The organism is Negativicutes bacterium (genome assembly GCA_018052945.1).
Taxonomy (GTDB): domain Bacteria; phylum Bacillota; class Negativicutes; order JAGPMH01; family JAGPMH01; genus JAGPMH01.
In genome coordinates, this window is record JAGPMH010000019.1 from 1 (window position 1) to 26,287 (window position 26,287).

Consider the following 26,287-nt stretch of genomic DNA (forward strand, 5'->3'; position numbering starts at 1 on the left):
TATTTACTAATATTGATAGTGCAATGATAATTTAGGGCTGGACCGAATGGAGGCCCCAAGTTGCTGAATGATTGAGGCAACTTATATATTAAGGAGGTCGTTTAATTATGATGCGTTCATTATATTCCGCAGTAGGCGGACTTAGAAATCACCAAACAAGAATGGATGTTATTGGTAATAATATTGCTAATGTTAATACTACTGGTTACAAAGGCGGTAGAGTTAACTTTCAAGATATTCTTAATCAAAATATTCAAGGTGCTTCAGGCTCACAAGGCAATCGAGGCGGTACAAATCCAATGCAGGTTGGTTTAGGGATGGCTTCAGCCAGTATTGATACATTATTTACCAATGGTAGTATTCAAAGTACAGGTGTTGGTACGGATTTAGCGATTTCCGATGCTGGCTTTTTTATCCTTGGAGAAGGCAACAATAGAGTCTATAGCAGAGCCGGTAATTTTGACTTCGATAATACTGGAAACTATGTTTCTACAAGCTCAGGAATGAAAGTAATGGGCTGGAATGCTACTGCAGGTGTCGTTAATTCATCGGGCGATGTTCAAGCAATCAAAATAACTAAAGGGCAAATAATGCCGGCTTCAGCAACAAGTCAAGTAAGTTTTTCTAAAAATTTGTCAGCTGATGCTGCTGTTGGAACAACTGTTACAATGCCATTAACAGTATTTGATAGCTTGGGATCTGCACACAATATAACATTAACAATGGCAAAGGCTACGGGAGCTAACACATGGAATGTATATTATCCTGCTACTACCAGTACAGGAGCTGTAATAACTGGGGGAAGTAATATTATTCCACCTAGTCCTTTAGCAACACCAGTGGGAACGGTTACATTTAACAATGATGGAACGCTAAATGCATCAACTGTTCCTGACATTTCTTTTGCACCAGCAACAATAGCAGCTCAAACTGCTACTATAAATTCTAATTTTACAGATATTCCATTAACAACAGTAAATACAAGTGGTTTTTCACTTACATTACCAGTCCCAGCGGCAACAACTTCTATTACACAGGCTATGCCTATTACTTACCCTGATGGAACAACTGATTCAGTAGTTGTAACATTAACAAAACCGGCAGGATACACTGATGCAAATCCTTCTACGTGGGCAGTAACATATCCGGCTAAAACTGCCAATGGATATGACATCGGAAACGCAGGTGCTACTGCGTATACTGTAGATTTTCCTGGAGGTGTAGCTCCAGGAACGATAAATACAAATAGTGATACAATTCCAGCTAATATACAAGTTGCACGACCATTTAATTATCAAATGCAAATAACAAATAGTAATGGTACAACCGATACTATTAATACTGTAATTCATCCAAGTTCACCTTATGCATATAATGGTTGGACGATTGAATATCCATCAACAACGGCATCAAATCATATTGTTACAAACTCAGGGCTTCAAGCAAATATGCATTTAGCATTAAATACTGACGGAACCTTTAATGCTGCGGGCAGTGTACTTCCAACAGGTAATGTAAATATTGGTGTACCAACACAAACGGCAGCAACTGTTAATATTGATATGGATTTTACGAATACAAAACAAGTGGCAGGAACTAGCACTGTTGCTTATGAAAAAACTGGTTATGCTGCAGGAACATTAGATAGTGTGAGCTTAAATAAAGCTGGCGAAGTTGTTGGAACTTTTTCCAATGGACAAAATCAAGTTTTGGCACAAGTTGCTTTAGCGGCTTTTAATAATCCAGGTGGTTTAACAAAACTTGGTAGCAATACTTACTCTGTTTCAGCAAACTCTGGTGAACCACAAATCGGCACTGCTGCAACCGGTGGTAGAGGTTCTTTAACACCAGGTGCACTTGAAATGTCGAATGTAGACTTATCACAACAATTTTCGGATATGATTGTAACACAACGTGGGTTCCAATCTAATTCAAAAATTATAACTGTATCTGATGAAATGTTAGAAACTTTGGTTAATATGAAACGTTAATAATTAGTAGATGATATAAGAAGGGGGTACAATCCCCCTTCTTAAAGAAAATAAGAGGTGTAATATGATAAAGATTACTAAATTTAATACTAATGATAAAGAATTGGTATTAAACGCTGAGTTGATAGAAACGATAGAAGAGACACCTGATACTGTGATTACGTTGCTAAATGGTAAAAAATTAATAGTAGAAGAAAGTATGGATGACATTGTAAGAAAGGTAATGGATTATCGTAGAGCTCTTGGTAGAGGTCTGCGTTGATTTGTTATTTAAAATAGATTTTAGGTAGTTACTGTAATACAAGGAGGTATAATTGTGGCTGAAGAAGAAAAAAGTGGTAAAAAGTTTCCGTTGCTGTTAGTGGTAGGACTGATAGTAGCAGGTCTTGTTTTAGCCGGTGGAGTATCATATTTTATAGCAATGCATGTTATGAATAAAAATGCTGCACAGACAGAACATAGAGATCCGGGAGTATTTGTTAAGCTAGGCGATCCTAAAGAAGGCTTAATTGTTAATGTCGGTGGTGTTAATACCGGTCGTTATCTTAAAATTGGGGTTGTGTTAGAATTAAGCCCTGATAGTGTTGGTAAAGATGGTAAAATTGCTCCGGCTAATGAGACTAAAATTTTAGACGCAGTACTACAAGTATTACGTGCTAAAAAAGCGGAAGATTTTGACCCTAGCAAACAAGGTGCTTTAAAAATTAACATAAAAGAAGAAGTTAATAAAGCATTTGGTAAGGATTGTGTTTATGAGGTTTACATTACGACATTTGTGTTACAGTAATTTAGTTAATAATAATTTTGGTTTAAAGGAGGGGAAATCCTTTGTCAGGGGCTGATGTTTTATCACAATCAGAAATAGATCAGCTTTTATCAGCGCTATCAACCGGGGTTGTTTCAGCGGAAGAGATGAAAGTTGAGGAAAAACAGAAAAAAGTCAAGGTTTATGATTTTAAACGCCCTGATAAATTTTCTAAAGATCAGATTCGTACTTTATATATGCTACATGAAAATTTTGCCCGCCTTTTAAACACTTATTTATCAACTAATCTACGAACTTTAGTAAATATTAGTGTTGCTTCGGTAGAGCAATTGGCATATGAAGAGTTTATAAGGTCATTGTCAAATCCCAGTGTAATTGGTATTTTTAATATGTCTCCATTGAAAGGTAATGTTATCTTTGAAATTAATCCTAATATTGCCTTTTCAATTATTGATAGGTTATTTGGAGGCGAAGGTACAGTTATTAATAAAATAAGAACTTTGACTGATATAGAAGAAACTATTATTAGAAAAGTTATCACCAAGTCTTTAGACAATTTGCAAGAAGCTTGGAGGCATGTGGTCAATACAGAACCTCGTTTGGAGGTTATTGAAACGAATCCGCAATTTACACAAATTGTACCGCCTAATGATATGGTTGTTATTGTTACGTTACAAACTCAAATTGGGCAGGTGGAAGGCTTAATAAATATTTGTATACCATATTTGGTATTAGAACCAATAATGTCAAAATTAACAACGACGTTTTGGGTAGCATCCTCTATCGCTAAACAAGCTCATCCGGAACAGGTTGATATTTTAGAGAAAAAAATCAAAAAGACTTATGTTCCGTTAGCAGTAGAATTAGGTACTATTAATTTGTCGGTTCGAGAGTTGTTAAGTCTTAATATAAACGATGTTTTAAAACTGGATACAACAGTTGGCAGTGAACTTAAGGTTATTGTAGGAAGAAAAGCTAAGTTTTTATGCCATCCGGGTACTGCGAATAAAAAAGTTGCAGTGCAAATATCTGGCGTAAATATAGAAGGAGATGATGAAGATGAATGACGGCTTTCTTTCGCAAGAAGAGATAGATGCTTTGTTAAAGGGTGGCGGAGATAGTGCTACACCAGAACCGGTAGCAGCAGAGTTATCGGAGATGGAACAAGATGCCCTAGGGGAAATAGGAAATATTTCAATGGGAAGTGCTGCGACAACTTTGTCTGTTTTATTGGGACGGAGGGTTTCAATAACAACTCCTAAAGTTGAAGTTATCACTTTTGAAAATATAAAAAATAATTATCCGCTTCCATATTTGATTATTGAAGTTGGTTATACCCAAGGAATTAAAGGAAATAATATTTTAGCAATCAGAGAACAAGATTCTTTGATTATTGCTGATTTGATGATGGGTGGAGATGGCACTAATCCGTCGGTAGAATTAAATGAACTGTCGATGAGTGCTGTCGGTGAAGCAATGAATCAAATGATGGGTTCGGTAGCGACATCAATGTCGACAATGTTTAATAAAATGGTTGATATTTCACCACCGGTAGTAAATTTGATTGACTTATCAAATACAAATAATCTGGAAAATCTTGCTACTGCAGACGGTGACTTGCTGGTTAAAATCGCATTTAGAATGGAAGTTGAAGGCTTAATTGATAGTGAAATAATGCAAATTTTACCGGTTGATATATCAAAAGAGATGGTGGATAGTTTGATGAACTCAGCACAAGACTCAACACCACCACCACCACAGGATTTGGCACCACAGGTTCAACAAGCTCCCCCTGTACAAGCCCCACAGGCAGTACAATATGCACAACAACCGCAAATGCAACAAGCTCAGCCGGTAATGATGCAACAACCTGTACAACAACAATATATGCAAAATCCTAATGTTGTTAATGTCCCTGTACAACCGGTGCAATTTGCACCGTTAACACCACTAGGGGTGACAGGTAATGAAGGCAATATTGGTTTAATTATGGATGTTCCGTTGCAGGTAACTGTAGAATTAGGGCGAACTAAGAAATTAATTAGAGATATTTTAGAGTTATCAACCGGCTCTGTGATTGAGCTTGATAAATTAGCAGGTGAACCGGTCGATATATTGGTTAACGGAAAATTGTTGGCCAAAGGTGAAGTTGTTGTAATTGATGAAAATTTTGGAGTAAGAATTACAGATATAATTAGTGCACTGGAAAGAGCAAGTACAATACAGTAAATAAAAACTTTTTATAAGGGAGAGATTGATATGGCAATTAGAGTTTTAGTTGTTGATGATGCGGCGTTCATGAGAATGATGGTTAAGGATATTTTATCAAAAAATGGTTACGATGTAGTGGGAGAAGCGGAAAATGGTTTAAAAGCTGTAGAAAAATATCAAGAGTTAAAACCTGATTTAACGACAATGGATATAACTATGCCAGAAATGGATGGAATTACAGCAGTTAAAGAAATAAAAAAAGTTGACCCTAATGCAAAGATTATAATGTGTAGTGCGATGGGACAACAAGCAATGGTTATTGAGGCAATTCAAGCCGGTGCTCGTGATTTTATTGTTAAGCCATTCCAACCTGATAGAGTGTTAGAGGCTGTTAGAAAAGCTGTTGGTTAAAATGTTACAAAAAAATAAAACTATTATTATAGTTGTGTTGTTGCTATGTGTTAGTGCTTTCTTTTGGGGGAATGCTTTTGCTCAAGAGCAAGCTAATAATGTTAAAAACGGTTACTTAACTTACCAAGAACCGGCAACAACACAATCTTCTTGGTTATCAACCATATCATATATGATTAGCTTATTGTTTGTCTTTGCGCTAATTGCAGGGTTAGCTTATTTTACTTCTAAATTTTTAGGTAATAAACTTTCGTTTCGTGGACAAAATAAATCCACTAAAATCCTCGAAACATTACCGCTAGGACCGAATAAGTGTATATATGTGGTTGAAATAGCCGGTAGTGTTATGCTGATAGGGGTAACTGATAAAGAGATAAATTTGATTAAAGAAATAACTGATGAAATGGAAATTGAAAAATTAAGAGTTAATGCGATAAATTCAGAGATTGAATTTGATTTTAATAATATTTTTCATAAACAGATTAATTCTTTAGAAAGTATTTCTAAGCGGTTTCCATCGTTACTTAATAAGCGAAATAAAAATTTTTGAGGTTAATGTATGAGAAGAGGTAAAACAAGTGTTTAAACAACAAAATGTTGTTTTGTTATTGGTGCTGGCGTTACTATTAATTCCGGTAACTGGTTTGGCGGCACCATTAATTCCCAATATAAACATTGATGTTGGTACTGCTACTAATCCGCAAGAGGTATCAACTTCATTGCAAATTTTGGCACTGATGACGATTTTATCGTTAGCGCCGGCAATTTTGATAATGACTACTTCGTTTATTAGAATAATAGTGGTATTATCCTTTTTAAGAAGTGCCTTGGCAACACAACAGATGCCACCAAATCAAGTTATTGTTGGTTTAGCCTTATTTTTAACGTTTTTTGTAATGTCACCATATTTGCAACAAGCTAATGAAAAAGGGTTACAGCCATATTTAAATGGAACAATAACGCAAGAAAGAGCAATTGATGAAACGGTAAAACCAATTCGAGAATTTATGTTTAAGCAAACTCGAGAAAGTGATTTGGCGTTATTTGTTAATCTGTCACAGGCTCCACAGCCCGATACGCCGGAGGATGTTTCTACGCTGACTTTAGTCCCGGCGTTTGTTATTAGTGAATTAAAAACAGCGTTTCAAATTGGCTTTATGATTTATATTCCGTTTATTGTTATTGATATGATTGTCGCCAGTACCTTGATGTCAATGGGGATGATGATGTTACCGCCGGTTATGATATCCTTACCATTTAAAATATTATTATTTGTAATGGTGGATGGTTGGCACTTAATCATTAGATCGTTGATAGTTAGTTTTAAATAGGAGCTGTTGTTATGTCTAGTGATTTAGTAGTACAAATGGCCCGAGAAGCATTATTCATGGTTATGTTGATTTCAGCACCAATGCTAGGCTTGGGGATGTTGGTGGGGATTTTAGTTAGTGTTTTCCAAGCTACAACTCAAATTCAAGAGCAAACTTTAGCATTTATTCCTAAAATTGTGGCAGTGTTTGTGGCAATTTTGATTTTTGGTCCATGGATGTTAAGGTTATTGACAGATTATATTAGAGAGTTATTTGTGAATTTACCTAGCTTAATTGGTTAAAGGCGGAACTGTTTTGGACTTATATGATATTTTACAAAATCACATAGGGATTTTCTTATTAATTTTAACTAGAGTTAGCGGAATTTTTATAATGGCTCCTTTTTTTGGTAGTAAAAATACTCCTGCCAAAATCAGAGCAGCCTTAAGTTTAGCGATTACTCTAGTTTTATTTCCGACAATTATGGCTAGTGGAATGAAGGTTGCTTTACCAATGACGTTGTTAGGTTATGTTGTAGCTGTGGCCTCGGAGTTATTTGTTGGTTGGGTAATAGGTTTTGTAGCTTATTTAACCTTTGCAGCAATTTTGATGGCAGGACAATTGTTAGATATGCAGGTTGGCTTTGGGGTTGTCAATGTTTTGGATCCGACTTCTGGACAGCAAGTTCCGTTGATTGGTAGTTTTAAATATAACTTGGCGTTATTAATTTTTTTGGTTACCAACAGCCATTATATTGTTTTGACGGCCTTAGTTGATAGTTTTACTATAATTCCAATTATCGGCATGCACTTAACAACGGCCCTCACTGATTTAATGATTGCGATGACTTGGGGGACATTTACTATCGCTATAAAGATTAGCATTCCGATAATTTTTGCAATTATCCTGATGGATGTTGCATTGGGAATTTTGGCAAGAACTATGCCTCAAATGAATATTTTCGTTGTTGGAGTGCCGGCCAAAATTTTTGTCGGCCTTTTTGTGCTATCTGTGACTTTACCGTTTTATATCTTGTTTTTGGATGTGGCTTTTCATGAAATGTATACCAACTTATATAACTTATTACGAACCTTATCATAAAAAGATAGTAGAGCCTCTCTTTGAATTTGATTTACAATGCTTTAATGGTGAAAAAACAGAAGAGGCTACGCCCAAAAAACGACAAGATGCTAAAAATAAGGGGCAGGTAAGTCGCAGTAATGAAATTAGTTCAACTTTTATTATTTTGATTGCCTTTTTAGCACTTAAGATTTTAGGACAGCATATTTATGATGAAATAAGTAATTTTACAATACATATATTCACTAATATTCCGCAAGAAGGTTTTACAGCTGATATTATGGGTGAATTGTTTATTAATATTATGTTGGTATTAGTTAAGACAGCCTTACCGATAATGTTGGCAATTACAGCAACAGGATTAATCATAAATTATTTTCAAGTTGGATTTTTGTTTACTTTTGAACCGATTATGCCAAGCTTAAGTAAGCTTGACCCAATAGAAGGCTTCAAGAGGATGTTTTCTAAAAGATCGTTAGTAGAGCTTATTAAGTCGATTATAAAAATAGTTGTTATTGGGTATTTTATTGTTTTATTTTTGCGTGAAGAATCAATGCATTTACCGAAGCTAATGGGGCTTGGATTAATGGATGCAATGCATTTGCTAGCAAGTTTAATTTTTACAATGGTTTTTAAAATAACGGCTGTGATGATGATTTTATCAATATTAGATTATTATTATCAAAAATGGGAACATGGTGAAAGCCTAAAAATGAGTAAGCAAGAGGTTAAAGAAGAATATAAACAATCAGAAGGTAATCCGCAGATTAAGGGAAAAATAAAAGAACGACAACGAGCTATGGCAATGCAACGGATGATGAAAGAAATTCCTAAAGCAGATGTAGTAATAACAAATCCGACGCATTTTGCGGTAGCAATAAAGTATGAAAAAGGAATGGCTGCTCCAATTGTAGTAGCAAAAGGGCAAGATTTAATTGCCAAACGAATTAGAGAAATTGCTCAAGAAGCAAAGGTTACTATTGTTGAAAATAAACCTTTAGCAAGAGCTTTATATAGCAGTACAGAAATTGGTGATATAATTCCGCCGGAATTGTATAAATCTGTTGCAGAAGTATTGGCACATGTTTATAAGATCAAGAAGAAACTTTCATAATAGCAGTATAAGGAGCGAAAAGTTTTGGCAAATCAAGCATCTTCTCCCGTTGGGATATTAAGTAAATACAGCGATATTTTGGTTGCCATTGCCATAATTACAATTGTAATTATGATGATTATACCGTTGCCAACTATTTTATTGGATTTGTTGTTATGCTTAAACATTACGATGGCGCTAGTTATTGTAATGGTTACAATTTATAATGTTGAGCCGTTAGACTTTTCGGTTTTTCCATCATTATTATTGGTAGCGACGTTATTTAGATTGGCGTTAAATGTATCTTCCACAAGACTTATTTTATTGGAAGGGTATGCCGGAGAAGTTATCATGTCGTTTGGTAATTTTGTTGTCGGTGGTAACGCCGTTGTTGGTTTTATCGTGTTTATAATTTTAGTTATCATTCAGTTTATTGTAATTACCAAAGGTGCTGAGCGTGTAGCTGAAGTTGCAGCTAGATTTACCTTGGATGCAATGCCTGGTAAGCAAATGAGTATTGATGCTGATTTGAATTCAGGAATGATTACTGATGAAGAAGCTCGTACCAGAAGACGCAATATTCAACGTGAGGCTGATTTTTATGGAGCGATGGATGGTGCCAGTAAGTTCGTAAAAGGGGATGCCATTGCGGCAATCATTATTATTATTATTAATATTCTCGGTGGCTTTGTTATCGGGATGGTTCAACGAAATCTCGATGCAGCTACGGCATTACAAACTTATACTTTATTGACAGTGGGTGAGGGTTTGGTAAATCAGATCCCAGCATTGTTAATATCAACAGCTACGGGAATAATTGTTACAAGAGCGGCTTCTGAAACAAATTTAGGAGTTGATATTCATAATCAGCTGTTTAGTAATCAAAGAATATTTTTTATTGCAACAGGGGTTTTAACTTTATTAGCAGTTGTTCCGGGGTTGCCGGGTATTCCGTTTATGGTTTTAGCAATTATTACTTTTATTATTGGGAACAGTTTGAGAAAATCAGTTAAAGATACCGGAGAAATTTCGGCAGCACAACAAGAAGAAAAAGAAAAAGAAGAAATTCGTAAACCGGAGAACATAATTTCTTTGTTGCAGGTTGACCCGATGGAACTAGAAATAGGTTATAGTTTAATTCCATTAGTTGACACCGGACAAGGTGGGGATTTACTGGAGCGGATTGTCATGATTCGTCGACAATGCGCCTTGGAGATGGGGCTAGTTGTCCCAACTATTAGAATTAGGGATAATATTCAAATCAAGCCTAATTCATATATTGTGAAGTTAAGAGGAATTGAAATTGCACGTGGCGAACTATTATTAGATCATTATTTAGCAATGAATGCTGGAACGGCTTATGAAGAAATTTCTGGAATAGATACAATTGAACCGGCCTTTGGATTGCCGGCGTTATGGATTACGGAAGCAGAGCGTGAACACGCTGAATTGGCAGGTTATACTGTAGTTGATGCAGTGTCGGTATTGGCAACACATTTAACTGAGGTTATTAAAGGACACGCTGCTGAAATATTAGGTCGACAAGAAACACAAAACTTGGTTGACAATGTTAAGCAAAGCAATGCTGCGGTTGTCGATGAGTTGGTGCCGGAATTATTGACTGTCGGTGAAATTCAAAAAGTGTTGGCAAACTTACTAAAAGAAAATATCTCTATTCGTGATATGGCTAGTATAATGGAAGTTCTGGCTGATTATGCAAGGCTTACTAAAGACACTGAAATTTTAACAGAGTATGTTCGACATGCCTTGGCGCGACAAATTTCACGGCAATATGCACAAAATAATATTATTCATTGCGTTAGTTTAGATCCGGTGGCTGAAAGTTTAATTGCCAATAATATTCAGCGGACAGAAGCTGGCTCATATGTTAGCTTGGACCCTAATAATATGCAGAAACTTTTAAATGGTTTAAATGTTGAACTTAAAAAGATGACAGATGTAGGTTATTTACCGATTATTATAACAAGTCCAAATATTAGATTATATTTCAAAAAATTAATAGAGCGCAGTGCAGCTGGAATTGTTGTACTATCGCATGCTGAAATTGAATCAAATACTGAATTAAAAGTACTAGGGGTGGTGAGAATCTAGATGAAGTTTAAAGTTTTCACAGCAAATACTATTCAAGAAGCGATGGCACAAGTGAAAAGTGAGTTAGGGATGGATGCTGTTATCCTTCATACTCGAAGATTTAATAAAGGTGGTATTTTTGGCTATTTGGGCAAAGAAATGGTCGAAGTAATGGCTGCTATTGATGATAAACAGCAAGAAAAAGTCAAGCTACCAAAAGAAGAGTTTAAAGAGCTATTAACAGAAAAAGCTAAGATTGTTGAAACTACACCACCACCGGTAGTAGCACCGCCAATACCGGTGCCTATTCAAGAAAAAACTAATCCCAACAATGAAAATCCAGAGAAAATAAATTTCATTCCGCAACAGGTTTCGGTTAAAGCTTATCGTGAAAATAAAGAATCAAAAGAACAAGATAAAAAGATAAAAGAACTGGAACTAGAGTTAACTAACATGAAAAAAATGTTAGAGCAGGTAATTAATGAAGTTCCGCAGAATAATATAGATAAAGTTTCTTTATTTCAAGCGTTAATAGATAATGAAGTTGATGATAAAACTGCACAAAAAATTTTAGAAGATATTGTTGAACCGGCAGTATTGGAAGATATAAATCATCCTAAAGCGATTGAATTAGTAGCAAAAGGAGTTTCTAAAACTCTACCGGAGGCAAAAGGAATTAGCTATAAAAAAGGCGAATCTAAGATAGTAGCACTAATTGGGGCTACTGGCGTTGGCAAAACAACGACTATTGCAAAATTAGCAGCCACTTTTGTGTTAAAGAAAAACTGTAAGGTTGCCTTAATTACTGCAGATACATATCGTATTTCTGCGGTTGAACAACTAAAGACCTATGCCGATATAATTGGTATACCAATTGAAATTGTTTATTCTCCGGAGGATTTAAGCAGTGCACTAATCAAACATAGTGATAAAGAGCTAATCTTAGTCGATACAGCTGGGCGAAGCCAACATAATCAATTTCAAATTGCGGAATTACAATCGTTGTTAGAAGTAAACCCCAATATTGAAAAACATCTAGTGCTGAGCTCAACTACTAAGTACAAAGATGCTGCTGATATTATCAGAAAATTTTCAATTTGTTCGCCAAATAAAATTTTATTCACAAAAACAGATGAAACCGGTAGTTTAGGAACGATTGTTAATTTAGCTAATCAATTTTCGTTAACTTTATCTTATTTAACAACGGGTCAAAGTGTACCTGATGATATAATTTTGGCAGAGCCAAAGGAATTAGCTAAGTTGATTTTGAGGAAGTAATTATGGATCAAGCAAAAATGTTGCGTAGACTAGTTGAAGAACGACAAAAAAATGAGAATGGTCCGAAGATAATCGCCATAACGAGTGGAAAAGGTGGCGTTGGTAAAACTAATTTTACCGTTAATTTGGCAATTGCAATGGCGATGTGTGGTAAAAAAATATTAATAATTGATGCCGATCTAGGGATGGCAAATGTTGATGTTATTTTAGGAACTACGCCACAATATAACTTATTGAACTTGCTAGATGATAACTTAAGCTTAGAAGAAATAATGGCGACTGGGCCACATGATATAAAATATATCTCAGGTGGTTCTGGTTTGGAAAAACTGGCCAATTTAAATATTAATGAATTAGAATATATTATTGATAAAATTGATCAATGTGAATATGTTGCAGATTACATTTTTATTGATACTGGTGCTGGTCTTAACAAAAATGTACTGAATTTTATTATTGCGGCTGATGAAGTTATTTTATTAACGACACCAGAACCTACTGCAATTACGGATGCATATGCTATAATGAAAGCATACAGTTATTATTCAAAACAATCCTTAATTGGGGTTGTGGTTAATAGAATTTTTGAAGATAATGAAGAAGAGTTGGTGTTAAGTAAATTAAGTAAAACCGCTGAAAAATTCTTGGATTTATACGTAAAAAAAATAGGTGGCATCTATGAAGATCGTAATTTAATAAAAGCAGTAAAAGCACAACAACCGGTGCTGATGGCATATCCTAATACTATTGCTTCGCGTTGTATAAAAGACATTGCTTACAATATGATTAATGATGTTCAATTAACCAGGTATGGTGGTTTAAGAGGATTTTTGGATAAATTACGCAGAATTTTACGATAATATTAAAGAAAATGGAGGTATAGTATGGCAAATGAAGAAATAGTAAAGTTAGATGATGTAATAAAGATTAATCAACCGTTAGAAATAAGATTGGAATATGATGAAAATAGATATGCCAGTCGTGTTGAAGATATAAAAAACGGCAACTTGATTATTGCTATGCCAATGAAAAAAGGTGAGCCTCTAATTCCTTTAAGTGGAAGTAAATTTGAAGCTAATTTCACCTCAGAGATGGGACATTACAAATTTTCTGCGGTGTACAAGGGCAAGGATTTATATCCAATGCCTGTTTGGATAACTAGTTTTCCAGAAGAAGCAAAAAAAATCCAAAAACGTGAGTTTGTTAGAATTGACTTAATAATGCCGGCGACTATTAGATTTGAAACTGAAGATGAAAAATTTACTGATCCGGTTTATGCCAGAGTAAAAGATATTAGTGGTGGCGGAATCAGGTTAGTATTACATAAAGCACTTAAATTAGGACAAAACATTGAAGTTAGTATTGATTTAGAAGAAGAAGGTGACTTTAAAGTTTTGTGTCAAGTTATCAGAATAGAAAAACCAATTCATGATGAAGATATTTATTGGGTAGGGATGAAATATACGGAGCTTAATGAACGAATGAGAGGGAAGTTGATTAAGTTTATTTTTAAAAAGCAACGAGAAATTATAAAAAACAGAAAGTAATAAAAAGAGGGGATATTATGATAAGAGTTTTAATTGCGGATGATTCTGCATTTATGCGCAAATTATTGTCAGATGTGTTTGAAGAAGACAAAGATTTTGTTGTTGTTGATACAGCGCGTAATGGTCAAGATGCAGTTGAGAAAGTAAAGAGATTAAAGCCGGACTTGGTGACGATGGATGTTGAAATGCCGGTTATGGATGGATTGACTGCTGTTGAAATTATCATGAGAGAAAATCCTTTGCCGATTATTATGGTTAGTAGTTTAACAAGTGTAGGAGCTGATGCAACGATAAAAGCTTTGTCACTAGGGGCAGTAGATTTCATTCAAAAAGTCTCATCGCCGATTTCTAGTGTTTCAGGGATAAAGGAAGAAATTCTTGAAAAATGCAAAGCTGCAGCCGGAGCAAATATTAAAGAACGAAATATTATGAAAACATTTAAAATAGATATGACAATAAAACCAACCGTTAGCAAGAGTTTATTTAAAGAAAAAATTATTGGGATTGGTACTTCAACTGGAGGTCCAAGAGCACTGCAGGAAATTATAACAAATTTGCCGGGTGATTTACCGTGTGGAGTTGTTATTGTCCAACATATGCCACCAGGATTTACCAAATCATTAGCTGCTAGATTAGACTCTTTGACGGAATTAAAAGTTAAAGAAGCGGAAGATAATGATGTAATTGAAGCTGGTAAAGTGTTTATTGCTCCCGGTGATTATCATATGACAGTAGAAGAGAGAAATAACCAAAGGGTGATTAAACTAAATCAAAGTCCGCCATTATCAAGTCATCGACCAGCGGTTGATGTTTTATTTGAATCACTTGCCAAATATGGTGATAAAGTTATTGCTGCAATCTTAACAGGAATGGGCAGTGATGGTGCTAAAGGAATTAAGCTGATAAGAGAAGCCGGTGGTAGAACATTAGCTGAAGATAAATCAACAGCAGTTGTTTATGGTATGCCAAAGGTTGCAGTGGAATTAGGTGGTATTGATGAGGTATTACCAATTGAAGCGGTAGCAGGAGAGCTTTCAAGGTTAGCTAAAAAATAGTATAAGCAAAAGAGAGGGATTGCAAATGGACACAAATCAATATATGGTTATGTTTTTAGAAGAGTCTCGTGAACATTTACAAACGTTAAATAGTTGCTTGTTGGATTTAGAACATAATCCGGAAAATCTGTCAGTACTAAATGAAATTTTCCGTAGTGCTCATACTATTAAAGGTATGTCTGCGACAATGGGCTTTACTAAAATTGCAGAGTTAACACATGAAATGGAAAATGTTTTAGATTTACTACGAAAAAATCAGTTGGAACCTAGCGAAGATATTGTTGATACTATTTTTAAATGTGTTGATACATTAGAACAAATGGTGGAAAGTGTAGCGAGTGGGGCCGATATTGATATTGATGTATCTGATTTAATTGCTAAGTTGTTAAGTATTGCCAAAGGTGATGTTGTTGCAGAAACTACAGCTAAAACTGTTGCAACAAAAGAAACAGTAGCTGAAACTTCAACTAGTGGTAAATCTCAAATGGACTTAAGTGACATGGAAGTCTCTATTATTGCTAATGCCCAAAAAGATGGTTTGCAAACATTAGAAATAAAAGTTAGTTTAACAGATTCATGTGTTTTGAAATCAGCTCGAGCTTATATGGTTATGAATAATTTAGATGAGTTGGGTGAGGTAATAAAAGCTATTCCATCCACCGATGATTTAGAACAAGAAAAATTTGAAAAATCATTTCAGGTTCTGGTTGTAACTGATGAAGAAGTGGCTAGAGTCGAAAGTTCATTAATGTCAATTTCCGAGGTTGAGACAGTGGAGATTGTGGTTATTGACGCACAAAATCAAATTTCTAAGGAACAAGAAATCAAAGAAGTCGCGGTCAAAGTTGAGCAAGTTAGTACGGATGAGAAAAAAGAAATAAAAGCTGAACCTAATAAAAATAATGTACAAGCTAATAATGTCGATAAAAAAATTAAAAGTGGTCAATCGGTAAGGGTTGATATTGATAAACTAGATTCGTTGTTAAATTTAGTGGGTGAATTGGTCATCAATAAAACTAGATTAGAACAAATTGGTATTACGCATCGTTTAACGGAATTAGTGGAAACGATAGAACAAATGGATAGAGTTACTACTGATTTACAAAGTGTTGTAATGAAAGTAAGAATGGTGCCGGTCGGTCAAGTTTTTAATAGATTCCCGAGAATGGTTCGTGATTTATCACGAGATTTGGAAAAAGAAATTAATTTAATCATCGAAGGTGAAGAAACGGAACTTGATAGAACTGTTATTGATGAAATTGGCGATCCGTTAGTGCACTTGTTAAGAAATTCAATAGATCATGGGATTGAATTACCGGAAGAACGTAGAGCTAAAGGAAAAAGTTCGATTGGTGAAGTTCGCTTAATTGCCAGACATGAAGGAAATAATGTCATAATAATGGTCGAAGATGATGGTAAAGGTATAAACGCTGAAGTTATCAAGAGAAAGGCAGTCCAAAAAGGCTTGATTTCTCAAGCTGAAGCCGACAAGATGGATAATAACGAAGCGGTTAAGTTAGTATTTTTACCGGGCTTTTCAACAGCGGAAGTTGTTACTGACGTTTCAGGTCGAGGCGTTGGGATGGATGCTGTTAAAAACAAAATCGAATCACTGGGCGGTTTAGTTGATGTTGAAACTAAACTGGACGAGGGTAGCAAATTTAAAATTAGATTGCCATTAACATTGGCGATTATTCAAGCTTTATTGATAAAAGTTCAAGAAGAAATTTATGCTATTCCATTAGGTTCAATTGATAGTACTATTAATATCGGTTCTGAAGATATTAAAACTGTTCAAAATCAAGAAGTAATATTACTGCGTGGACAAATTATTCCTATTATCAGATTGGCAAACTTACTAAATGTTCCACAACAAGTAGCGACAAATAGTAAGGACTTATTTGTTGTAATTGTTCATATGGGAGATCAAAAAGCAGGAATAATTGTTGATAACTTAATTGGTCAGCAAGAAATTGTTATTAAAACGTTAGGTAAACTATTAGCAGGAATAAAAGTTATTGCTGGTGCAACTATTTTAGGAAATGGTCAAGTTGCGTTAATTCTAGATGTTGGAACTTTAATGAATAATCGATAAAAGGGGGTAATGATGGTGGAGGAAAGAGAATATTCTAATAATGAAGAGCAACTAGTGGTCTTTAAGCTTGGACGCGAAGAGTATGGTGTAAGTATTCTAAATGTTCAAGAAATTAAGCGTATTACTGAAATAACCAGAGTGCCATATACTCCTGAATTTATTAAAGGTGTTATGAATTTACGCGGCAGTGTATTACCGGTTATAGATACGAAAAAAAGACTGGGTATAGAAAATGAAGAATATACTGAGGATACGAGAATTATTATCTTAAAAGTTGATGAAGTTTCAATTGGGATGATTGTAGATGCGGTATCAGAGGTTATAGCAATACCACAAGATAAAATAGAGCCACCGGAATCGGTTGTTGCTAGATATGAACATAGCTTTATTAGTGGTGTAGGAAATTTGGAGAATAGATTAATAATTTTACTGGACCTAGTGGAAATGATAGGAATTGGAACGGAAGCAAAATAAGGTAATTGTACCGAAAAAGAGGTGTGCCACTTGACAGAAGAATTTTTGAATTTATCTAATATGCAGTTGGATGCGTTAAAAGAAATAGGAAATGTTGGTGCCGGAAACTCAGCTACGGCATTATCTCAGATTATCAATCGCAAAATTGATATGACTGTACCACAGGTCTCAATTATGCCGTTAGGTGATGTTCCTGATGTTGTTGGTGGATCTGATGCGATGGTTGTTGGCGTGTTTTTGAGAGTTTATGGTTTGGCACCGGGAAGTATTTTATTCTTGCTACCACGAGATAGTGCTTTTGCGTTGATTGATATGTTAATGGGGCGCGAAAAAGGTACTACTCAGGAGCTTGATTTTATGGATGAATCAGCACTGATGGAGATTGGGAATATTTTAGCTGGTGCGTACCTTAATGCATTATCGCATTTTACAAAATTAACATTATTGCCATCAATACCTGCTTTAGCTCTTGATATGGCCGGAGCAATTTTAAGCGTAGTATTAGTGCAATTAGGACAAATGGGGGATCACGCATTGGTAATAGAGACTGAATTTGATGCGGAGATGGATGGAGTTAAAGGACATTTTTTCCTTATTCCTGACCCTGGGTCATTAAATACGATATTGGCCGCAATAGGGGTGAGATAATATGTCGGAGTTAATTCGTGTTGGAATGGCGGATTATAAAACAGGAACTTACCCTAATTCATTGATAAGTTATGGCTTAGGTTCATGCATTGGTATTGCTTTGTTTGACCCTATTACTAAGGTCGGAGGGCTTGCACATATTATGTTGCCGGACAGCACACAAGCGCGGACAAGTGAAAATCCGGCGAAATTTGCTGATACCGCGATACCACTGATGTTACAAGAAATGATTAGGTTAGGTGCTGTTAGAACAAGAGTTGTAGCAAAAATTGCTGGTGGTGCACAAATGTTTAAGTTTGCCAATGCGACTGATATTATGAGAGTTGGCGAGCGCAATGCGGAAGCTACAATAAAAACTTTAAAAGAACTGGATATTAGAATAATAGCTAGTGATACCGGTGGTAACTATGGTCGTACGGTTGAATTAAAATTAGATACCGGAATTTATAAAATTAAAACTATTGATAAAGGCCAAAAAGAATTGTAAGCCTGGGAGGAAAATGTGGTTAAGTTGTGGTTGATTATTGGATTAACTGTTTTTGTTGGAATTGTAACGGCGATATTAGGATTAATGAATGAAGCAAGATTTGTTGTAATTTTAGGAAGAATGTTAGGTGCAATGCTTTTTGTAGGGATTTTAACTTATCTATTAATATTTTTCTTTCAAACAACATATCTAAAAGTTATAAAAAATTTTATAGAAGCAAATGATACTCCCAAAACAGATAAAACAATTGATGCTGAACAGGCTATTGAAGGTGAAGATTTATCATCGGAACAAAATCAGCCGGAGCAAGCAACTTTTGAACCGTTTACTCCTGATAACTTTACAAAAGTTTCTCCGCCTACAGAATAATTGCTATGTGTGGAGGTTAGGTTATGTCTAAAAAAGCTTATTCAGATAGTGAATTAGAAAATTTATGGTTGATATATCGCGAAACTAGAAGTCCTGAAATTAGAGAAGAAATAGTTCATATTTATTTAGATTTGGTAAATATTGTTGCCGGAAGATTAGCGATAAGTCTGCCTAGTTATATTGAAAAAGATGAACTTATTAGTTGTGGCTTTTTTGGACTGTTAGATGCGATAGAACGATATGAACCGTCACGGGGCAATAAGTTTGAAACTTATGCTAGCCTTCGAATTAGGGGTTCAATTATTGATTCCCTTAGGTCGAAGGATTGGTTGCCGACATCTTTACGGCAAAAGATAAAAAAATATGAGAAAACTGTTGCTGAGTTGGAAAATTCTTTAGGGCGTAGTGCTAAAGATGAAGAAATTGCTGAAAAATTGGAAATTTCTCTAGATGACTTAGCAGAGTTGTTAAGTAAAATAAATGTATCGACTGTGATTCCGTTAGAGGAATATATGAAAACAGAGGTAGCAAATACTGCTCAGAATAATCCTTTTGAGAATATTGAGCTAGAAGAAGCAAAGCAGACTTTAGCTAAAGCTATAAATATTTTACCGGACAAGGAAAAAATGGTAGTTACTCTTTATTATTATGAGGAACTTACCTTAAAAGAAATTAGTTTAATTTTAAAATTATCTGAGGCGAGAGTATCGCAATTACATACAAAATCTGTTATTAGATTAAAAGGTGCGTTAGCAAATAAAACAATATAATATTAATAGATAGAGAAAAGATTATTTCAGGGAGGTTCTATAAGTCATGGATGCTGTAGAAAAAAAGGAAGAATTTTCAATTGACTATAATGATAAAGGAGTTTTTTTGTTAGTATATTCAACTGAAGATAGTTCAGCTGATCTTTTAGATTTAGTTTTAAAAGAGTTGACGAGCAAAGAAATAACTGAATATGATCTTGAAGCGATAAACTCAGCGATTGAGGAAAAAACTAATAAACCAATAAAAATTGCAGAAATGCCAACGGTGGAGGAAGTTTTATTAGTTCCACCGAAAATTACAGTTTCAATGACTAGAGATAGAATGGAAGCTAATATTCAGATTGCTAAGGATAAAAATACCTTAGAACCGACTTATGAAATGGTTATGGAAGCTATTAATAATAGTAATGTTACTTATGGAATTGATGAAGAAGCTATTAAAGCAGCGTTGCGAGTTTCTAGTACTGACTTTTTATTTGCAAAAGGAACAAAAGCAATTCCAGGTGAAAATGCTTATATTGTGCAACATGTTGAGATTAAAGATCATGGAAAACCTGCAGAATTAGAGCATGGTAAAGTTGATTATAAAAATTTAAATTTGTTTACGGTTGTTGATACTGGAACGGTACTTGCAGAACGAGTTCCTTTTACAAATGGAATTGAGGGAACTGATGTGTTAGGCAATACCTTACCGCCTAAACCTGGTAAGCAGGTAATGTTACCGTTAGGCAAAAATACTAAAGCGCTAGGTGAAAATACTGTTGTTGCATCTATTGCCGGACAAGTAATTTTAGAAAATGGTAAGCTTAGTGTTGTTCCTACTATTGAAATTAAAGGTGATGTAGACTTATCTACCGGGAATATCGATTTTGTTGGTAGTGTTGTAGTTAGAGGCAGTGTTCAAGCTGGCTTTACCATAAAAGCTGAAGGTGATGTTGAGGTCTATGGAACAATCAGTGGTGGAACGGTTGAAGCTGATAATATTGTTGTTAAAGCAGGAATTCAAGGGATGCATCGCGGACAAATTAAAGCTAAGGGTAATATAACTTCAAGCTTTGTGGAAAATGCCGTTGTTAGTGCTGGAAAAGATGCCGTTATCGGTGAAGCAGTGCTACATTCTAATGTCAGTGCCGGAAAAAGAGTGTTAGTCCAAGGGCGCAAGGGTACTATCGCCGGTGGGGTGGTAACAGCCGGTGAAGAAATTGTGGCTAAGGTTGTCGGCACTCAAATGAACACAACTACAAAGTTAGAAGTTGGGATAAATCCGATGTTGCGAGAAGAATATCAAGTCGTTCGCAAAGAATTAGCAAAGGCTGAAACAGATTTAGATCAAGTGCAAAAATCATTAATCTTTTTAAAATCGCAAAATATTGATGATTTATCACAAGAGAAGAAAGAAGTATTATTAAAGTTGACAAAAGCACAATTTCCTTTGTCAGCAAAAGTTGAATCATTACGCAAAAAAATTATTGATATTGAGCAAAGCTTTGAGGATTTAAAAACCGGGAGAATTAGAGTGTCTGATGTAATTTATCCTGGGGTAAAAATTGTTATTGGTTCTGTCCTTAAAAATATTAGGGAAGAACAAAAATATGTTAGCTTTTATGAAGAAGATGGAGATATTAAAACCGGTACCTTCTAAATATAATAAAGTAAAAGTTGGTGATAAGTATGAATATTACGCCGATGGATTTACAAGTATTAATACCGAAAGCCACAGAGGTTGGCAGAAATCAGCAAATAAATGATCAACAATTAACCAATAGCCAGGGAATTGTAACTGAAGATTTTAAAAAAATGACACAACACAAGCAAAAACAAGTTGAAGATATGAATAAATCTAAGGGTAATGTCATTAAAGATGGGCAAGAAAGAAATAAAAATAAGCAACAAAGCTCATCTAAAGGGCAGTTACAAGAAGATGAAGAAAATGAAGTTGATACTGTTAAATTTGCTGTTGATAGTAATAGAGGGAAGCATATCGATATTAGAACATAGTAGGTTCTAGGAGATTATTATTATGGAAATTTTTTGGCTGTTATTGATAGCAGCTATTGGCTTTTTTATATATACCGTAAAAAAAGAGCGCAAGTATGAATTACAACAAAAACAATATGATGGATCAACACAACAATTACAAAAAAAGCTAGAAGAGGCTGCTGATAATATTGTTGCAATGATTGATGAACGTAATGACCAGTTAGCGTTTTTAATAGTAGAAGCTGATGCAAAAATATCTCAGCTTGAAGAAAAAATATTGCAATTTTCAAAATTAAGTGAAACTGAGTTAGTGCATCCAACAGTTCAGGAAGAGATGCTGTTACCAACAATAGAAAGCACTGAAAGTGATGAAAGTGATGAAAGTGATGAAGATTTTTTATCGGGCAAAGGACAAAAAGAGCAAGTTTTGTTATTGCGGTCACGAGGTGAGACCATTAATGAAATCGTTAAAAAAGTTGGATTAGAAGAAACAGCAGTAAAATTAATAATAGAAATGAACAAATAACAAGAATAAATATTGTATTTATTCTTGTTATATTTATGTTGATATGATATAATACTTACGGTGTAAAAAAACGCACGTTTTCTAATTTTGTACTGTGCCTATAAGGTTAAAACAAAAAATGCGGAAAACGGAGGAAAAAAAACAGGAGGTGCACACACCATGGCAGTAATTTCAATGAAACAGCTTTTAGAAGCAGGTGTTCATTTTGGACACCAAACAAGAAGATGGAACCCGAAAATGGCTCCATACATTTTCACTGAGCGTAACGGTATTTATATTATCGATTTACAAAAAACAGTGAAAAAAGTTGATGAAGCGTACAACTTTTTACGTGATGTAGCAGAATCAGGAGAAACCATTTTATTTGTTGGTACTAAAAAACAAGCTCAAGAAGCAGTAAAAGATGAAGCTATCAGATCTGGTATGTTTTATGTAAATGAAAGATGGTTAGGCGGTATGCTAACTAACTTCCAAACAATTCAAAAACGTATTAAACGTTTATGCGAATTAGAAGAAATGGAAGAAAACGGAACATTCGAAGTTCTTGGCAAAAAAGAAGTGCTTTCACTTCGTCATGAGATGGAAAGATTGCAAAAATTCTTAGGTGGTATTAAAACTATGAATAAACTTCCAGGAGCTTTATTTATTATTGATCCACGCAAAGAAAGAATTGCAGTAGCAGAAGCTCATAAATTAGGAATTCCAATTGTAGCAACTGTTGATACAAATTGTGATCCTGATGAAATCGACTATGTAATTCCAAGTAATGATGATGCTATTAGAGCGGTAAAATTACTTACTGCAAGAATGGCTGATGCTGTTATTGAAGGTCGTCAAGGTGAGCAACTTTCAGAAGCTGAAGTTGAAGCTTAATAAATCAAGATAAGGTAAGGGTTATAGCCCTTACCTTTAATTAAATAAGTAGGGGGATTTAGATGGTAACTGCAGCAATGGTAAAAGAATTGCGTGAATTAACTGGCGCAGGAATGATGGATTGTAAAAAAGCCTTAACTGAAACAGAAGGTAATATAGAAAAAGCTGTGGACTTTTTAAGAGAAAAAGGTTTAGCAGCGGCAGCTAAAAAAGCTGGTAGAGTAGCAGCTGAAGGTGTTGTTGAAACTTATGTTCATGGTGGCGGAAGAATTGGTGTAATGGTTGAAATTAACTGTGAAACTGATTTTGTTGCTAAAACAGATGATTTCAAAAGCTTAGCACATGATATTGCGTTACAAATTGCGGCTAAAAATCCAATGGTTGTTCGTCGTGAAGAAGTGTCAGAAGAAGTATTAGAGCATGAACGCGAAGTATTACGTGCACAAGCTTTAAACGAAGGTAAACCGGCTAATATCGTTGAAAAAATGATTGTTGGTCGTATTGAAAAATATTATAAAGAAATTTGTTTAATGGAACAAGAATTCATTAAAGATCCAGATAAAACAATTAGCCAATTAATCAATGAAAAAATTGCTAAAATTGGTGAAAATATTACTGTTAGAAGATTTACAGTATATCAACTTGGTGAAGGCATCGAGAAAAAGACAACTGATTTTGCTGCAGAAGTAATGGCAGCTGTTAATAGCTAAGAGAACACCATAAGTGTTCTCTTATTTTTAAAATTGTAGGTAACAGGAACATTAATGTTTTTGTCGAAGTTATATCAAATAGTAGAGTGTGGATAGGGGGTTTATTGTTTGGAAAAAGCAAATTACAAGAGAGTGGTCTTAAAGTTAAGTGGAGAAGCTTTAGCGGGTACAAAAGGATATGGAATTGACCCGATTGTTGTTGATGAGATTGCTAAGGAAATTAAAGAAATCAAAAAAACAAATATTGAAGTTGCAATAGTTGTTGGCGGTGGTAATATTTGGCGTGGTTTAGCAGGAAGCTCCAAAGGAATGGATAGAGCAACGGCTGACTATATGGGGATGTTAGCTACAGCGATGAATTCTTTAGCGCTACAAGATGCATTGGAGAATTGTGGTGTTGATACTAGAGTTCAAAGTGCTATTGAAATGAGACAAATGGCAGAATCTTATATTAGACGCAGAGCAATTCGCCACTTAGAAAAAGGACGTGTTGTAATTTTTGCAGCAGGTACAGGTAATCCTTATTTTTCCACAGATACTACGGCGGCATTACGAGCTGCAGAAATTGAAGCTGATGTTATTTTAATGGCTAAGAAAAATGCTGATGGTGTTTATGATTCAGATCCAAAATTCAATCCTGATGCTAAAAAATTCTTGGAATTAGATCATATGGAAGTATTAAAACGTGGCTTAGCAGTAATGGATTCTACGGCGATAAGCTTGTGTATGGATAATAAAATTCCGATTGTTGTATTTAGTATTGATGAACCAGGCAATATTTTAAAAGCGGCATTAGGTGAAAAAATAGGTACTGTTGTTGGAGGTAAAGGTTAATGTTCAAAGATATATTTGCTACACATGAAGATAAAATGAAAAAAGCATTAGAAGCTTTGCGTAGAGAATATTCATCTTTAAGAGCCGGCAGAGCAACTCCGGCCCTACTTGATAAGGTCAATGTTGATTATTATGGTACACCTACACCTGTTAATCAGGTTGCCAATGTTAGTGTTCCTGAGGCAAGAATGATTACTATTCAACCATGGGAAAAAACCATGTTAGGCGCAATTGAAAAAGCTATTTTAAAATCTGATTTAGGATTGACACCTAACAGTGATGGTACTATTATTCGTTTGAATATTCCGCAACTAACAAAAGAGCGTAGAACAGAATTAGCTAAAACAATTGGTAAAAAGGCAGAAGATGCTAGAGTAGCCGTTCGCAATATTAGACGTGATGCTAATGATGCTATTAAAAAGTTGGAAAAAGAAAAGGTTGCCACTGAAGATGATAGCAAAAAGGCACAAGAAGATATGCAAAAAGTAACAGATAAATATATCAAGGAAATTGACAATACTATGGCAGCTAAAGAGAAAGAAATAATGGAAGTATAATGCTGGATGTAGTTGGTTTTACTATAAAGGAAGCAATAAAAATTCTACAAGAACATAAAAAAAGCTATATTATTTCCCAAACTTATCCGATAAAGGTAGCAAATATTATGGAAGAGCCATTGTTTGTAGTAAAACAAACTATTAAGGGTGATGAATATTTGTTATTAACTGTCGCTAAGATGCGAAAGGAGGTGTAGGAAAATGGCATATAAAATTAGTGAAGAATGTATCTCCTGTGGAGCTTGTGCCGGTGTTTGTCCGGTAGCAGCTATTTCTGAAGGAAGTACACAATACGAAATTTCAGAAGAATGCGTAGAGTGCGGTGCATGTGTGGCAGTTTGTCCTGTTAATGCAATATCAGCTCCATGATTTTAAAAGCCCCCTCATTGAGGGGGTTTAGTTTCTTAAGCATTTGGGAGGATTTTATGTGGAAAAAGTTTTTTGGCAAAAATACTAAAAAAAACCAAACTAAAAACTCTAATAACATTGATGTTGGTAAAATTCCGCAGCATATCGCTATTATTATGGATGGTAATGGTCGCTGGGCACAAAATAAAGGGTTGATGAGAACTTTTGGACATAGAGCAGGAGTTGGAGTTTTAAAGGATATTGTGAAAACAGCTTCTGATATTGGGGTGAAACATTTAACGGTCTATGCCTTTTCTACAGAAAATTGGAAAAGACCACAAGATGAAGTTGATTTTTTAATGAATCTATTTTCAGAGTATATTGATAAAGAAATTGACGAACTAGAAACTAATAATATTGTAATAAGATTTATTGGTGAAATTGAGAAACTTTCAACCAAATTACAAGATAAATTTGAATTCGCTCAGTCGCGTACAGCAAAAAATACTGGTTGTGTTTTAAATATCGCAGTTAATTATGGTAGTAGAGCAGAAATTGTACGGGCTGTTAAAATAATTGGTAATGACCTTAAAAATGATAAAATTACAGTGGACGAAATTGATGAATCTTTAATAAGTTCTTGTTTATACACTAAAGGACAACCTGATCCTGATTTAGTAATAAGACCAAGTGGCGATATTAGAATCAGTAATTTTTTATTATGGCAGATAGCTTATGCGGAGTTTTGGTTCACTGATATTAATTGGCCGGACTTTAAACCGG

32 protein-coding genes are annotated in these 26,287 nt (G+C 34.9%); all 32 read left to right on the forward strand.

Features of this window, described 5'->3' with window-relative positions:
• Positions 1 to 107: 107 nt before the first annotated feature.
• Complete coding sequence (locus tag KBI38_04395) at positions 108 to 1,991, forward strand: flagellar hook-basal body complex protein (protein MBP8629310.1); 1,884 nt, start codon at positions 108 to 110, stop codon at positions 1,989 to 1,991.
• A 64-nt stretch (positions 1,992 to 2,055) separates the two neighbouring features.
• Positions 2,056 to 2,253 (forward strand): flagellar FlbD family protein, encoded by a 198-nt coding sequence (locus tag KBI38_04400; GenBank protein ID MBP8629311.1) that lies wholly within the window; start codon positions 2,056 to 2,058, stop codon positions 2,251 to 2,253.
• 159 nt (positions 2,254 to 2,412) lie between these two features.
• On the forward strand, positions 2,413 to 2,778 hold the full coding sequence (locus tag KBI38_04405) for a flagellar basal body-associated FliL family protein (GenBank protein ID MBP8629312.1): 366 nt from the start codon (positions 2,413 to 2,415) through the stop codon (positions 2,776 to 2,778).
• Positions 2,779 to 2,819: 41 nt separating this feature from the next.
• Positions 2,820 to 3,824, forward strand: a complete 1,005-nt coding sequence (fliM, locus tag KBI38_04410) for a flagellar motor switch protein FliM (GenBank protein ID MBP8629313.1) — start codon at positions 2,820 to 2,822, stop codon at positions 3,822 to 3,824.
• Positions 3,817 to 4,986 (forward strand): flagellar motor switch phosphatase FliY, encoded by a 1,170-nt coding sequence (fliY, locus tag KBI38_04415; GenBank protein ID MBP8629314.1) that lies wholly within the window; start codon positions 3,817 to 3,819, stop codon positions 4,984 to 4,986. Before fliM ends, fliY begins: the two co-directional genes overlap by 8 nt.
• A gap of 30 nt (positions 4,987 to 5,016) precedes the next feature.
• Positions 5,017 to 5,379: a response regulator gene (locus tag KBI38_04420; protein MBP8629315.1), complete on the forward strand. Its 363-nt coding sequence runs from the start codon at positions 5,017 to 5,019 to the stop codon at positions 5,377 to 5,379.
• 1 nt (position 5,380) lies between these two features.
• A complete protein-coding gene (gene fliO, locus KBI38_04425) occupies positions 5,381 to 5,929 on the forward strand; it encodes a flagellar biosynthetic protein FliO (protein ID MBP8629316.1) in 549 nt (182 codons plus the stop codon).
• A 28-nt stretch (positions 5,930 to 5,957) separates the two neighbouring features.
• The gene (gene fliP, locus KBI38_04430) at positions 5,958 to 6,710 is read left to right on the forward strand and encodes a flagellar type III secretion system pore protein FliP (GenBank protein ID MBP8629317.1); all 753 of its coding nucleotides are present in this window, start codon (positions 5,958 to 5,960) and stop codon (positions 6,708 to 6,710) included.
• Between the two features lie 11 nt (positions 6,711 to 6,721).
• Positions 6,722 to 6,991 carry a flagellar biosynthesis protein FliQ gene (gene fliQ, locus KBI38_04435; GenBank protein MBP8629318.1) on the forward strand — a complete coding sequence of 90 codons (270 nt, stop codon included), beginning with the start codon at positions 6,722 to 6,724 and terminating at the stop codon, positions 6,989 to 6,991.
• Positions 6,992 to 7,004: 13 nt separating this feature from the next.
• Positions 7,005 to 7,790 carry a flagellar type III secretion system protein FliR gene (gene fliR, locus KBI38_04440; protein MBP8629319.1) on the forward strand — a complete coding sequence of 262 codons (786 nt, stop codon included), beginning with the start codon at positions 7,005 to 7,007 and terminating at the stop codon, positions 7,788 to 7,790.
• Entirely contained in the window at positions 7,744 to 8,883 is a 1,140-nt protein-coding gene (flhB, locus tag KBI38_04445) for a flagellar biosynthesis protein FlhB (protein ID MBP8629320.1), read from the forward strand. The genes fliR and flhB overlap by 47 nt, the downstream gene beginning before the upstream one ends.
• A gap of 24 nt (positions 8,884 to 8,907) precedes the next feature.
• Complete coding sequence (flhA, locus tag KBI38_04450; GenBank protein ID MBP8629321.1) at positions 8,908 to 10,974, forward strand: flagellar biosynthesis protein FlhA; 2,067 nt, start codon at positions 8,908 to 8,910, stop codon at positions 10,972 to 10,974.
• Positions 10,975 to 12,231: a flagellar biosynthesis protein FlhF gene (flhF, locus tag KBI38_04455; GenBank protein ID MBP8629322.1), complete on the forward strand. Its 1,257-nt coding sequence runs from the start codon at positions 10,975 to 10,977 to the stop codon at positions 12,229 to 12,231.
• 2 nt (positions 12,232 to 12,233) lie between these two features.
• The gene (locus KBI38_04460) at positions 12,234 to 13,091 is read left to right on the forward strand and encodes a MinD/ParA family protein (protein ID MBP8629323.1); all 858 of its coding nucleotides are present in this window, start codon (positions 12,234 to 12,236) and stop codon (positions 13,089 to 13,091) included.
• A 24-nt stretch (positions 13,092 to 13,115) separates the two neighbouring features.
• Positions 13,116 to 13,778 (forward strand): PilZ domain-containing protein, encoded by a 663-nt coding sequence (locus KBI38_04465; protein MBP8629324.1) that lies wholly within the window; start codon positions 13,116 to 13,118, stop codon positions 13,776 to 13,778.
• A 17-nt stretch (positions 13,779 to 13,795) separates the two neighbouring features.
• A complete protein-coding gene (locus KBI38_04470) occupies positions 13,796 to 14,833 on the forward strand; it encodes a chemotaxis response regulator protein-glutamate methylesterase (protein MBP8629325.1) in 1,038 nt (345 codons plus the stop codon).
• 25 nt (positions 14,834 to 14,858) lie between these two features.
• Positions 14,859 to 16,928: a chemotaxis protein CheA gene (locus KBI38_04475; GenBank protein MBP8629326.1), complete on the forward strand. Its 2,070-nt coding sequence runs from the start codon at positions 14,859 to 14,861 to the stop codon at positions 16,926 to 16,928.
• A gap of 15 nt (positions 16,929 to 16,943) precedes the next feature.
• Positions 16,944 to 17,402 (forward strand): chemotaxis protein CheW, encoded by a 459-nt coding sequence (locus KBI38_04480; protein MBP8629327.1) that lies wholly within the window; start codon positions 16,944 to 16,946, stop codon positions 17,400 to 17,402.
• A gap of 30 nt (positions 17,403 to 17,432) precedes the next feature.
• Complete coding sequence (locus KBI38_04485; protein MBP8629328.1) at positions 17,433 to 18,050, forward strand: chemotaxis protein CheC; 618 nt, start codon at positions 17,433 to 17,435, stop codon at positions 18,048 to 18,050.
• A 1-nt stretch (position 18,051) separates the two neighbouring features.
• On the forward strand, positions 18,052 to 18,537 hold the full coding sequence (locus KBI38_04490; protein MBP8629329.1) for a chemotaxis protein CheD: 486 nt from the start codon (positions 18,052 to 18,054) through the stop codon (positions 18,535 to 18,537).
• A 15-nt stretch (positions 18,538 to 18,552) separates the two neighbouring features.
• Positions 18,553 to 18,906 carry a hypothetical protein gene (locus tag KBI38_04495; GenBank protein MBP8629330.1) on the forward strand — a complete coding sequence of 118 codons (354 nt, stop codon included), beginning with the start codon at positions 18,553 to 18,555 and terminating at the stop codon, positions 18,904 to 18,906.
• Between the two features lie 23 nt (positions 18,907 to 18,929).
• On the forward strand, positions 18,930 to 19,676 hold the full coding sequence (locus KBI38_04500) for a FliA/WhiG family RNA polymerase sigma factor (GenBank protein ID MBP8629331.1): 747 nt from the start codon (positions 18,930 to 18,932) through the stop codon (positions 19,674 to 19,676).
• A gap of 46 nt (positions 19,677 to 19,722) precedes the next feature.
• A complete protein-coding gene (locus KBI38_04505; GenBank protein MBP8629332.1) occupies positions 19,723 to 21,318 on the forward strand; it encodes a DUF342 domain-containing protein in 1,596 nt (531 codons plus the stop codon).
• Positions 21,319 to 21,347: 29 nt separating this feature from the next.
• Positions 21,348 to 21,674: a hypothetical protein gene (locus KBI38_04510; protein ID MBP8629333.1), complete on the forward strand. Its 327-nt coding sequence runs from the start codon at positions 21,348 to 21,350 to the stop codon at positions 21,672 to 21,674.
• A gap of 22 nt (positions 21,675 to 21,696) precedes the next feature.
• Positions 21,697 to 22,182: a hypothetical protein gene (locus KBI38_04515; GenBank protein ID MBP8629334.1), complete on the forward strand. Its 486-nt coding sequence runs from the start codon at positions 21,697 to 21,699 to the stop codon at positions 22,180 to 22,182.
• A 159-nt stretch (positions 22,183 to 22,341) separates the two neighbouring features.
• The gene (gene rpsB / locus KBI38_04520) at positions 22,342 to 23,055 is read left to right on the forward strand and encodes a 30S ribosomal protein S2 (protein MBP8629335.1); all 714 of its coding nucleotides are present in this window, start codon (positions 22,342 to 22,344) and stop codon (positions 23,053 to 23,055) included.
• 62 nt (positions 23,056 to 23,117) lie between these two features.
• Positions 23,118 to 23,765: a translation elongation factor Ts gene (gene tsf / locus KBI38_04525; protein ID MBP8629336.1), complete on the forward strand. Its 648-nt coding sequence runs from the start codon at positions 23,118 to 23,120 to the stop codon at positions 23,763 to 23,765.
• 108 nt (positions 23,766 to 23,873) lie between these two features.
• Complete coding sequence (locus KBI38_04530; protein MBP8629337.1) at positions 23,874 to 24,599, forward strand: UMP kinase; 726 nt, start codon at positions 23,874 to 23,876, stop codon at positions 24,597 to 24,599.
• On the forward strand, positions 24,599 to 25,156 hold the full coding sequence (frr, locus tag KBI38_04535) for a ribosome recycling factor (protein MBP8629338.1): 558 nt from the start codon (positions 24,599 to 24,601) through the stop codon (positions 25,154 to 25,156). The genes KBI38_04530 and frr overlap by 1 nt, the downstream gene beginning before the upstream one ends.
• Complete coding sequence (locus KBI38_04540) at positions 25,156 to 25,353, forward strand: hypothetical protein (GenBank protein MBP8629339.1); 198 nt, start codon at positions 25,156 to 25,158, stop codon at positions 25,351 to 25,353. Before frr ends, KBI38_04540 begins: the two co-directional genes overlap by 1 nt.
• Positions 25,354 to 25,357: 4 nt before the next feature.
• Positions 25,358 to 25,525, forward strand: coding sequence for a 4Fe-4S binding protein (locus KBI38_04545; protein MBP8629340.1), 168 nt, complete (start codon positions 25,358 to 25,360; stop codon positions 25,523 to 25,525).
• Between the two features lie 56 nt (positions 25,526 to 25,581).
• Positions 25,582 to 26,287 (forward strand): isoprenyl transferase (locus tag KBI38_04550; protein MBP8629341.1); only part of this gene is annotated, 706 nt, incomplete at its 3' end.

What these genes read in the sequence shown, in the direction of transcription:
- KBI38_04395 (MBP8629310.1), top strand. Translation starts at nt 108, where the DNA reads ATGATGCGTTCATTATATTCCGCAGTAGGCGGACTTAGAAATCACCAA.
- KBI38_04400 (MBP8629311.1), top strand. Translation starts at nt 2,056, where the DNA reads ATGATAAAGATTACTAAATTTAATACTAATGATAAAGAATTGGTATTA.
- KBI38_04405 (MBP8629312.1), top strand. Translation starts at nt 2,413, where the DNA reads ATGCATGTTATGAATAAAAATGCTGCACAGACAGAACATAGAGATCCG.
- fliY (MBP8629314.1), top strand. Translation starts at nt 3,817, where the DNA reads ATGAATGACGGCTTTCTTTCGCAAGAAGAGATAGATGCTTTGTTAAAG.
- KBI38_04420 (MBP8629315.1), top strand. Translation starts at nt 5,017, where the DNA reads ATGGCAATTAGAGTTTTAGTTGTTGATGATGCGGCGTTCATGAGAATG.
- fliO (MBP8629316.1), top strand. Translation starts at nt 5,381, where the DNA reads ATGTTACAAAAAAATAAAACTATTATTATAGTTGTGTTGTTGCTATGT.
- fliQ (MBP8629318.1), top strand. Translation starts at nt 6,722, where the DNA reads ATGTCTAGTGATTTAGTAGTACAAATGGCCCGAGAAGCATTATTCATG.
- flhB (MBP8629320.1), top strand. Translation starts at nt 7,744, where the DNA reads ATGAAATGTATACCAACTTATATAACTTATTACGAACCTTATCATAAA.
- flhF (MBP8629322.1), top strand. Translation starts at nt 10,975, where the DNA reads ATGAAGTTTAAAGTTTTCACAGCAAATACTATTCAAGAAGCGATGGCA.
- KBI38_04460 (MBP8629323.1), top strand. Translation starts at nt 12,234, where the DNA reads ATGGATCAAGCAAAAATGTTGCGTAGACTAGTTGAAGAACGACAAAAA.
- KBI38_04465 (MBP8629324.1), top strand. Translation starts at nt 13,116, where the DNA reads ATGGCAAATGAAGAAATAGTAAAGTTAGATGATGTAATAAAGATTAAT.
- KBI38_04470 (MBP8629325.1), top strand. Translation starts at nt 13,796, where the DNA reads ATGATAAGAGTTTTAATTGCGGATGATTCTGCATTTATGCGCAAATTA.
- KBI38_04475 (MBP8629326.1), top strand. Translation starts at nt 14,859, where the DNA reads ATGGACACAAATCAATATATGGTTATGTTTTTAGAAGAGTCTCGTGAA.
- KBI38_04490 (MBP8629329.1), top strand. Translation starts at nt 18,052, where the DNA reads ATGTCGGAGTTAATTCGTGTTGGAATGGCGGATTATAAAACAGGAACT.
- KBI38_04500 (MBP8629331.1), top strand. Translation starts at nt 18,930, where the DNA reads ATGTCTAAAAAAGCTTATTCAGATAGTGAATTAGAAAATTTATGGTTG.
- KBI38_04505 (MBP8629332.1), top strand. Translation starts at nt 19,723, where the DNA reads ATGGATGCTGTAGAAAAAAAGGAAGAATTTTCAATTGACTATAATGAT.
- KBI38_04510 (MBP8629333.1), top strand. Translation starts at nt 21,348, where the DNA reads ATGAATATTACGCCGATGGATTTACAAGTATTAATACCGAAAGCCACA.
- KBI38_04515 (MBP8629334.1), top strand. Translation starts at nt 21,697, where the DNA reads ATGGAAATTTTTTGGCTGTTATTGATAGCAGCTATTGGCTTTTTTATA.
- rpsB (MBP8629335.1), top strand. Translation starts at nt 22,342, where the DNA reads ATGGCAGTAATTTCAATGAAACAGCTTTTAGAAGCAGGTGTTCATTTT.
- tsf (MBP8629336.1), top strand. Translation starts at nt 23,118, where the DNA reads ATGGTAACTGCAGCAATGGTAAAAGAATTGCGTGAATTAACTGGCGCA.
- frr (MBP8629338.1), top strand. Translation starts at nt 24,599, where the DNA reads ATGTTCAAAGATATATTTGCTACACATGAAGATAAAATGAAAAAAGCA.
- KBI38_04540 (MBP8629339.1), top strand. Translation starts at nt 25,156, where the DNA reads ATGCTGGATGTAGTTGGTTTTACTATAAAGGAAGCAATAAAAATTCTA.
- KBI38_04545 (MBP8629340.1), top strand. Translation starts at nt 25,358, where the DNA reads ATGGCATATAAAATTAGTGAAGAATGTATCTCCTGTGGAGCTTGTGCC.